Origin of the sequence: Chryseobacterium cupriresistens, assembly GCF_046614675.1 — a bacterium.
In the GTDB taxonomy this organism is placed as follows: Bacteria; Bacteroidota; Bacteroidia; order Flavobacteriales; family Weeksellaceae; genus Chryseobacterium; species Chryseobacterium cupriresistens.
Genome location: NZ_JBKKJT010000011.1, coordinates 123,905 through 131,227 on the forward strand (window position 1 = coordinate 123,905; position 7,323 = coordinate 131,227).

7 protein-coding genes are annotated in these 7,323 nt (G+C 36.6%); 1 reads left to right on the forward strand and 6 read right to left on the reverse strand.

Annotated features, from left to right (window positions below):
* Positions 1-36: 36 nt before the first annotated feature.
* The 5 genes from pgi to ACLI50_RS21025 form a co-directional block, all read right to left on the reverse strand.
* The gene (gene pgi, locus ACLI50_RS21005) at positions 37-1,677 is read right to left on the reverse strand and encodes a glucose-6-phosphate isomerase (protein ID WP_202840027.1); all 1,641 of its coding nucleotides are present in this window, start codon (positions 1,675-1,677) and stop codon (positions 37-39) included.
* Positions 1,678-1,883: 206 nt separating this feature from the next.
* Positions 1,884-2,489 (reverse strand): hypothetical protein, encoded by a 606-nt coding sequence (locus tag ACLI50_RS21010; RefSeq protein ID WP_062676034.1) that lies wholly within the window; start codon positions 2,487-2,489, stop codon positions 1,884-1,886.
* Positions 2,479-2,988 carry an RNA polymerase sigma factor gene (locus ACLI50_RS21015; protein ID WP_343639324.1) on the reverse strand — a complete coding sequence of 170 codons (510 nt, stop codon included), beginning with the start codon at positions 2,986-2,988 and terminating at the stop codon, positions 2,479-2,481. Before ACLI50_RS21015 ends, ACLI50_RS21010 begins: the two co-directional genes overlap by 11 nt.
* Before the next feature lie 24 nt (positions 2,989-3,012).
* Positions 3,013-3,888, reverse strand: a complete 876-nt coding sequence (locus ACLI50_RS21020; protein WP_343639326.1) for a TraB/GumN family protein — start codon at positions 3,886-3,888, stop codon at positions 3,013-3,015.
* A 156-nt stretch (positions 3,889-4,044) separates the two neighbouring features.
* Positions 4,045-4,956 carry a DUF4349 domain-containing protein gene (locus ACLI50_RS21025; protein WP_411414580.1) on the reverse strand — a complete coding sequence of 304 codons (912 nt, stop codon included), beginning with the start codon at positions 4,954-4,956 and terminating at the stop codon, positions 4,045-4,047.
* A gap of 208 nt (positions 4,957-5,164) precedes the next feature.
* On the opposite strand from ACLI50_RS21025, the gene ACLI50_RS21030 reads away from it, so the two are divergent.
* Positions 5,165-6,523 carry an acyl-CoA dehydrogenase family protein gene (locus ACLI50_RS21030; RefSeq protein WP_411414581.1) on the forward strand — a complete coding sequence of 453 codons (1,359 nt, stop codon included), beginning with the start codon at positions 5,165-5,167 and terminating at the stop codon, positions 6,521-6,523.
* Positions 6,524-6,623: 100 nt separating this feature from the next.
* On the opposite strand, the gene ACLI50_RS21035 is transcribed toward ACLI50_RS21030, so the two are convergent.
* The gene (locus ACLI50_RS21035; protein WP_227942661.1) at positions 6,624-7,001 is read right to left on the reverse strand and encodes a DoxX family protein; all 378 of its coding nucleotides are present in this window, start codon (positions 6,999-7,001) and stop codon (positions 6,624-6,626) included.
* Between the last annotated feature and the right edge of the window lie 322 nt (positions 7,002-7,323).

Consider the following 7,323-nt stretch of genomic DNA (forward strand, 5'->3'; position numbering starts at 1 on the left):
TACTTTATAGATTTACTTTTACTTTCTTTTTGCTTACTATTTATTTTCTTTATAGTAATTGATCAATCCATTGGTAGAGCTATCATGAGAGCTTATTGCTTCATTGTTTTCAAGCTCAGGAAGGATTTTATTGGCTAATACTTTTCCTAATTCTACCCCAAACTGGTCAAAGCTGAAAATATTCCAGATGACACCCTGAACGAAAATTTTGTGTTCGTAAAGGGCGATCAATTGACCTAATGAGAAAGGAGTTAATTCTTTGAATAATATGGAGTTAGTTGGGGTGTTTCCATGGAAGACTTTGAAATTGATCAGCCTGTCTATTTCTTCATCAGATTTTCCGGAATTTCTAAGCTCTTCTTCCACTTCTTCTTCCAGTTTTCCGAAGGCAAGTGCCTCAGTCTGAGCAAAAAAGTTCGCTAATAATTTATCTTGGTGATCAGAAACATGGTTCGGGCTTTTTGCATAGGCAATAAAATCTGCAGGAATCAATTCTGTTCCCTGGTGGATTAACTGATAAAATGCGTGTTGGCCGTTTGTTCCCGGTTCTCCCCAAATAATAGGCCCCGTTTCATATTCTACGAATTCACCGTTTCTGTCTACACACTTTCCGTTACTTTCCATATCTCCCTGCTGAAGATACGCAGCGAATCTGTCCAGATATTGAGAATAAGGTAAGATGGCATAAGTAGTTGCTGCATAGAAATTACGGTACCAGATTCCCAGAAGTCCCATTAAAACAGGAACATTTTCAGAGAATTCGGCAGTCTGGAAGTGCTGGTCCGTATCAAAAGCACCTCTTAAAAGCTGCTCGAAGTTTTCATATCCTACAGAAAGTACAATACTTAATCCGATTGCGCTCCAAAGAGAATATCTTCCGCCTACCCAGTCCCAGAACTCAAAAATATTTTCCTCTGCGATTCCGAACTTTTTAACTTCCTCAATATTAGTAGATAAAGCCACAAAATGCTTCGCGACATCTTCCTGTTTTCCTGCTTTCAGGAACCAATCTTTAGCTGAATTGGCATTCGTCATTGTTTCCTGAGTTGTAAAAGTCTTGGAAGCAATGATGAATAAAGTAGTTTCAGGATTTAAATCTTTTACTACTTCTGCAATATGATTTCCGTCCACGTTGGAAACAAAGTGAGCGTTTAATCTTGTTTTAAAATGCTTTAAAGCCGAACAAACCATTACAGGACCCAAATCCGATCCTCCAATCCCGATGTTGACTACATCTGTGATCTCTTTTCCACTAAAACCTTTATGTTCTCCTGAAATAATTTTCTCAGAAAAAGATTTCATATGCTCAAGAACTCTTTTAATCTGTGGCTTGATATTTTCTCCATCCACCAGAATTTCACGGTCTGAAAAATCTCTTAATGCGGTGTGAAGAACAGCTCTTCCTTCAGTTTCATTGATTTTATCTCCGGAGAACATTCTGGAAATAGCATCTTTTAACTGGCTTTCTTCTGCCAATTGTAACAGAAGATCTTTTGTTCTGGAATCAATCAGGTTTTTAGAATAATCAAAAAGATAGTTGTCCTTTTGCAGGGAAAACTCGTTAAAACGGTTCGGGTTATATTGGAAGAGAGTTCTAAGATCAAAGTCATTTCCACCGAAGTGTTCGTCAAGTGCTTTCCAGCTGTTGGTTTGTGTTGGATTTATTTTTGATAGCATATTACAGAATTTTTATCATTCAGAAGATCATGTATCGGATGAAAATGGTTAATCATCCATAATGATTTATTTCTGATCTGCAAATTTACGGAAAAATAAAACCTCAGATAAATTTGAAGAAGATAAATAACATTTTTTTAAAAAACAAAACCCCAGAAGAGGTCTGAGGTTTTGTAAAATGTGTTTTGTGGTAGGAGTTTTCAATACTATTCATCCATTTCGTTCAGAATGTTTTCCAATTGTTTTGCGCTTCCTCCATAGATGTATTTTGTCCATAGAACAATGCTGGTTATAAACCCTAACGTTCCTATCAGTACTGCAATGATTAATCCCTGTTGATGTGAAGCAGAAAGTTCTGGTAAAGACTTTCCCTGCTCTTTCATCGTATTGTAGATAACCAGTCCAATAGTAATAAGTAAATGTGGAAGCAATAAAAATCCGAAAGACTGATATCTTTCCATATTCAGACGAAGTTCATGATATATTTTCCAAAGACTGTTTTTGGTGTTTCCGGTATAAAGTTCCGTCTGTTTGTAGAATTTATAAAATCCTAGCAGATAGTAGGAAGAGATAACCACCATCATCGTATAGGATACATAATAGATAATGTACTGTGAATGAGGGAATTTAAACTGTAAAGGGAAAAAAGCGATCAGAATGATGGCCAGAATCTGCATAGGAAATTCTTTCTTCATGTTTTTCTGGATTTTTTCTATAGGGTGTTTGCTTTCCTTTAATTGCTTTATGGTATCAGGAATATGGACATCGCTGTCTTCTTTATTCCACTGTTCTTTTAATTGATCAAAATTCATAACCTGATTTTTTTATGATTTGCTGTATTTTTTCTTTTGTTCTATTGAGTTTTACTCGCGCGTTGCCTTCACTAAGTCCTAAATTATTCCCTATTTCTTTGTGAGACATCCCTTCCATAAAATAAAATATGACGGCTTTTTCCAAAGGATTCAGTTCCTGAACGGCACTGTAGAAAATTTCCAGCTGCCTGTCTTTGGTGGGATTATAATCTTCCTGCTGAACTTCAAAATGATGTGGAGCATCCGTATGGTTATTGAATCTCTGTTTTTCTTTTTTTAAATAGGTAATTGCAGTATTGATGGCAACCCGGTACATCCAGGTAGAAAACTCACTGTTCCCTTTGAAGTTCTGATAGGACTTCCAAAGCTGGATAAGAATTTCCTGCTGAAGGTCTTCCCGGTCCTCTACAGAATCTGCATAGATCCGTGAGGCTTTGTATAAGATACCTTTGTGCTGGTTGACGAGCTTTAAAAAAGCAGTTTCAGTTGGATTGCTCACAATGGTTTCATGGTTTGGTTATAATTATAAACTTGATACAGGTTTTACCGTGTAGCCTTTTGCCTGTAGAAGAGGAATAATTCCGTTTTCACCCATAAGATGAGATCCACCGACAGCAAAGAAAGAACTTTCTTTTTTCATCATGTCCGGCATTACTTTTACCCAGTTCTGATTTCTGTTGGTCAGCATGGCCTTTTCCTGCTGAGTATTCATAAATCTTTCATCCTTAAAAAGACTGTATAAAGATTGTACATTTTCATTTTTAAAAGCCTCAATCATCTGTCTGAATAATATTTTATATTCCTTGTCCATTTTCAGTTGAGCAATAATGCTCTTCAGGTCGTAAGCTTCATTGATTGATTTCATCTGATCTTCCACTTTTTCCAGCCCTTTAATGCTTTTTTTATCTTTCATTGCTTTCTGAAGAAGTTCCATCTCGTAAAGTTTTACTTCAGTCTGAGGACATGGAATGGCCTTGGTGGAAAGCAATGCATAAAGTGCCTGCGGGCTTGAAGAATCAATACTTTTCAGATCAGTTCCATAATTGGCAAGAACAGTATTCAGCTCTTTAGCTTCTTCAGGTGAAAGCTGATCCGATATTTTTTTATCTGCTTTAAACATTTTCTGTAATGACATCATTTCAGCGGGATCTGTATAATTGATTTCCATAACAAGGTTTTCAGAACTCTCAAGAGCTTTCAGCACTTTAGGTTTGATCTCAAAATCTTTACTGCATAAGATATGAAAAGTCCCGGTAATATAAGAAGGCTTTGAAAGACCGTTTCCGGAAATCTCCCAAAGCAGGCTGTTTTCTTTGTTGCTGCTTTTATCTTGTGCATTGGATGTTATGAAATTCAATGACAATAATGCTGCAAATCCAAGTTTGATTAAATTTTTCATAGTATATTTTTTTTGATTTTCTGTTCTTTTAAATAGTAGGTAAAGCAGGCAGTACAATCGTTACAGTTTTTTTTCAAAAAAAATAAAAACCTCCTGAAAACAGGAGGCTGTAAAATCTAAAATTATGATGATAACCAATTGGTTAGGATAGTTTTTTTATTCCTGATTTTTTGAATACTCAGGTTTTGAAATTTTTCTTTTTCTTAAAAAATAGAGGATTGCAGCAGCAATTAATACAAGAGGCCATACATTGATAAGCCCCACAATAATTCTCTGAATCAGATAGAATCCGTATACAAAGCCATCTTTAGCATCATAGATGAAATTGTATTTATACTTATTATCAATACTTGTGGTGTTGGTAACAGCAATTTCTGCAATACGCAACTGAGGCTCTTTGATATAAATGTCAATCGTGCTGTATTTCAGATCATCCGTCATGTTCATGCTGGAAAGCTTTTGAAGATTTCCTTCAGACATATTCTCATCATCCAGCGTTACCTTATCTTTATTTGTTTTCAGCTTGCTGATATTTTCTGAGCTTTTTTGATTCCTTTTCCCTTCCAGTTCAGAATATTTGATGTTGGCTGTTACATCTTCTGCATTGATAGATCTTGAATTAAGAAATAATTTATTGGTATTGATTGCCGTTAAAAGCTCTCCCAGTTTTTCCGTAGGAATACGAACCTGCATTCTGTTTTCTGTCTGGTATTTTTTAACCAGCATCGCCTCTTCACTGGATGTGTTGTAGGTGTTTTCAGAAACAACGTTACTTTGAAGATTACTATTGGTAACAAATCCTCCAAGCTCCTGAACCGATTTTTCGATGGCGATAGTCGCATTATACACATCTTTTACTTCCATGTTCACATCAGCTGTTTTGATGAACTGTTTGTCTTTTACTTTCATTTCTGCAACAGATGAAATACTGTCGGAAACAATAGCAGAAGCAGAATCTGTTGTAGCATATGCTTCAAGGTCTGTTGAAGCTACTTCTCCTTTTTTACATGAATAAATTCCTAATAAAAGTATAGCTGACAGAGATAATGTAATGTAAGTGGTTTTCATAGCGTTGATTTTTGTTGTTTTGCTTGAGTCAAAGTTCAGCCAGGATCTTTTGTAACATTTGAAAATCAAAAGTAAAAAGCTTGTAAACAAAATTTTCGGTTTTAATGAATTGAAATATAGTATTTTGTAAAATAAACTTGAGCTTTAGCCATTGCTTTCGGAGCAGTTTTTGCTTATCTTTTACAAACCAAAACTACAATCTATCACTATGTCAAATACTTTTTCCAAAATCAGAAACGCAATAGAATTATTTAGATCCATAGATTTCGATCAGTTGAGCACCATCTCTCAAAAAGTGGACTTGCCAAAACTGATGCAAAATTTTTCAAAACTGGATGATAAACAGCTTTCAGGACTTATGAAAATGCTCGATCCCGAAAAGAAAAAGAAAGAACTCCCACCCATTGACGGAGATTTTTATGATATCTACCACACTCTTACTCCCGAACAGCGTGAAATTCAGCTGAAAGTAAGAGCATTCATGGAAAAAGAAGTTAAACCTCTGGTCAATCACTACTGGCTCAGAGATGAATTTCCCTTTGAACTGATTCCCAAATTCCAGAAACTGGATATCTGCGGTGTTACTTATGAAGGTTATGGCTGTCCGGGAATGCCTTTTCTGATGGAAGGGGTTATTGCCATGGAAATGGCAAGAGTGGATGCTTCTATCGCCACATTTTTCGGCGTACAATCGGGGCTGGCGATGGGTTCTATTTATATTTGCGGATCTGAAGAGCAGAAGCAAAAATGGCTTCCTCAGATGCAGAAATTTGAAAAAATAGGGGCTTTCGGGCTTACTGAGCCTGAAGTTGGATCCGGAGCAGCAGGCGGACTTACGGTAACCTGTAAAAAAACACCGGAAGGCTGGATTCTGAATGGGCAGAAAAAATGGATCGGGAATGCTACTTTCGCTGACCTGATCATTATCTGGGCAAGAGATCTGGATAGCGGAGAAGTGAAAGGTTTTATTGTTGAAAAAGATAATCCGGGATATTCAGTAGAAAAGATCAAGGGGAAAATGGCGTTGAGAATTGTCCAGAACGGATTGATTACCTTAAAAGACTGTCTCGTAACTGAAGAAAACCGTTTGCAGAATGCCAACTCCTTTAAAGATACCGGCAAAGTACTGAGAATGACAAGGGCAGGAGTAGCATGGATGGCTACAGGCTGTGCACGCGGAGCTTACGAAAGTGCTTTGGATTATACCCGAAAAAGAGAACAGTTTGGAAGACCTATTGCCTCATTCCAAATGATTCAGGGACATCTGGTGGAAATGTTGTCTAATCTCACTGCCATGCAGACGATGGTTTTCAGACTGTCTGAAATGCAGGATGAAGGAATTTTAAAAGATGAACATGCTTCTTTAGCCAAAGTTTTCTGTACTCTCAGAACAAGAGACATTGTTTCCAGAGCAAGAGAAGTAATGGGAGGAAACGGAATTCTGCTTGAGTACGATGTGGCCCGGTTTGTTGCCGATGCAGAAGCCATTTATTCTTACGAAGGAACAAAAGAAATCAACTCGCTCATCGTAGGACGATCGATTACAGGTTTCAGTGCTTTTGTATAGGTAGCGGGTAGCAGATAATAGGTTACAGGCAGTGAAAAGAAACAATAGACTTCAACCGAAGTTTACTGGTACTGCAACCTGCAACCTATTACCTGCAATCTTATGAAACTAAGTGTTTATATTTTTCCTTGTTGTCAATAATCATCCAAAGGTTGATCAGAAGCATAACTCCTGCAATGCTCATTCCCATTGGAGATTTGTCCAATGTAAAAACATGGGTAACAATTCCTACCATGACAGGTAAAATAACAATGGCTCCCAGCGCTCTTGTTTTTGGGAAAATAAATAGCAATCCGCCAATCACTTCTACAATCCCGACTAAAGGCATCAGCCAGCTGATTTCTCCGAAAGCAGAGAAAAGTTTCATTTGCTCAGGAGTGGGTTTCTCCATGGGCATATAATTGAAAAACTTGTTTAATCCGGCATTAATAAACATAAGCCCGAAAAGCAGACATAAGATGAATTTTATTACTTTCATGATTGATGATTTTATATCAAATGTAAAATAAAAATAGGATATTTTGTATTTAATTTAACATAAAATGTGAAATCCATATTTAATGAAAGAAAATACTTAAGGTTTCGACTTATGGAGACTGTTCGGATAACCCATCTTATATTCTCTGTACAGAAACCTGCCCAAATGGAACGAGTCCGTTATGCCCTCTTCCATATGACTAGTCCTGAAAAACTGATACAGATTATAGTACAAAAATAAATAATTAAACCAGAGTAATTTTACTATTGCTTTGGTTTTTGTTTTTATAGGTTTTCATTTTAATTTGTGATTGGTTATGCAT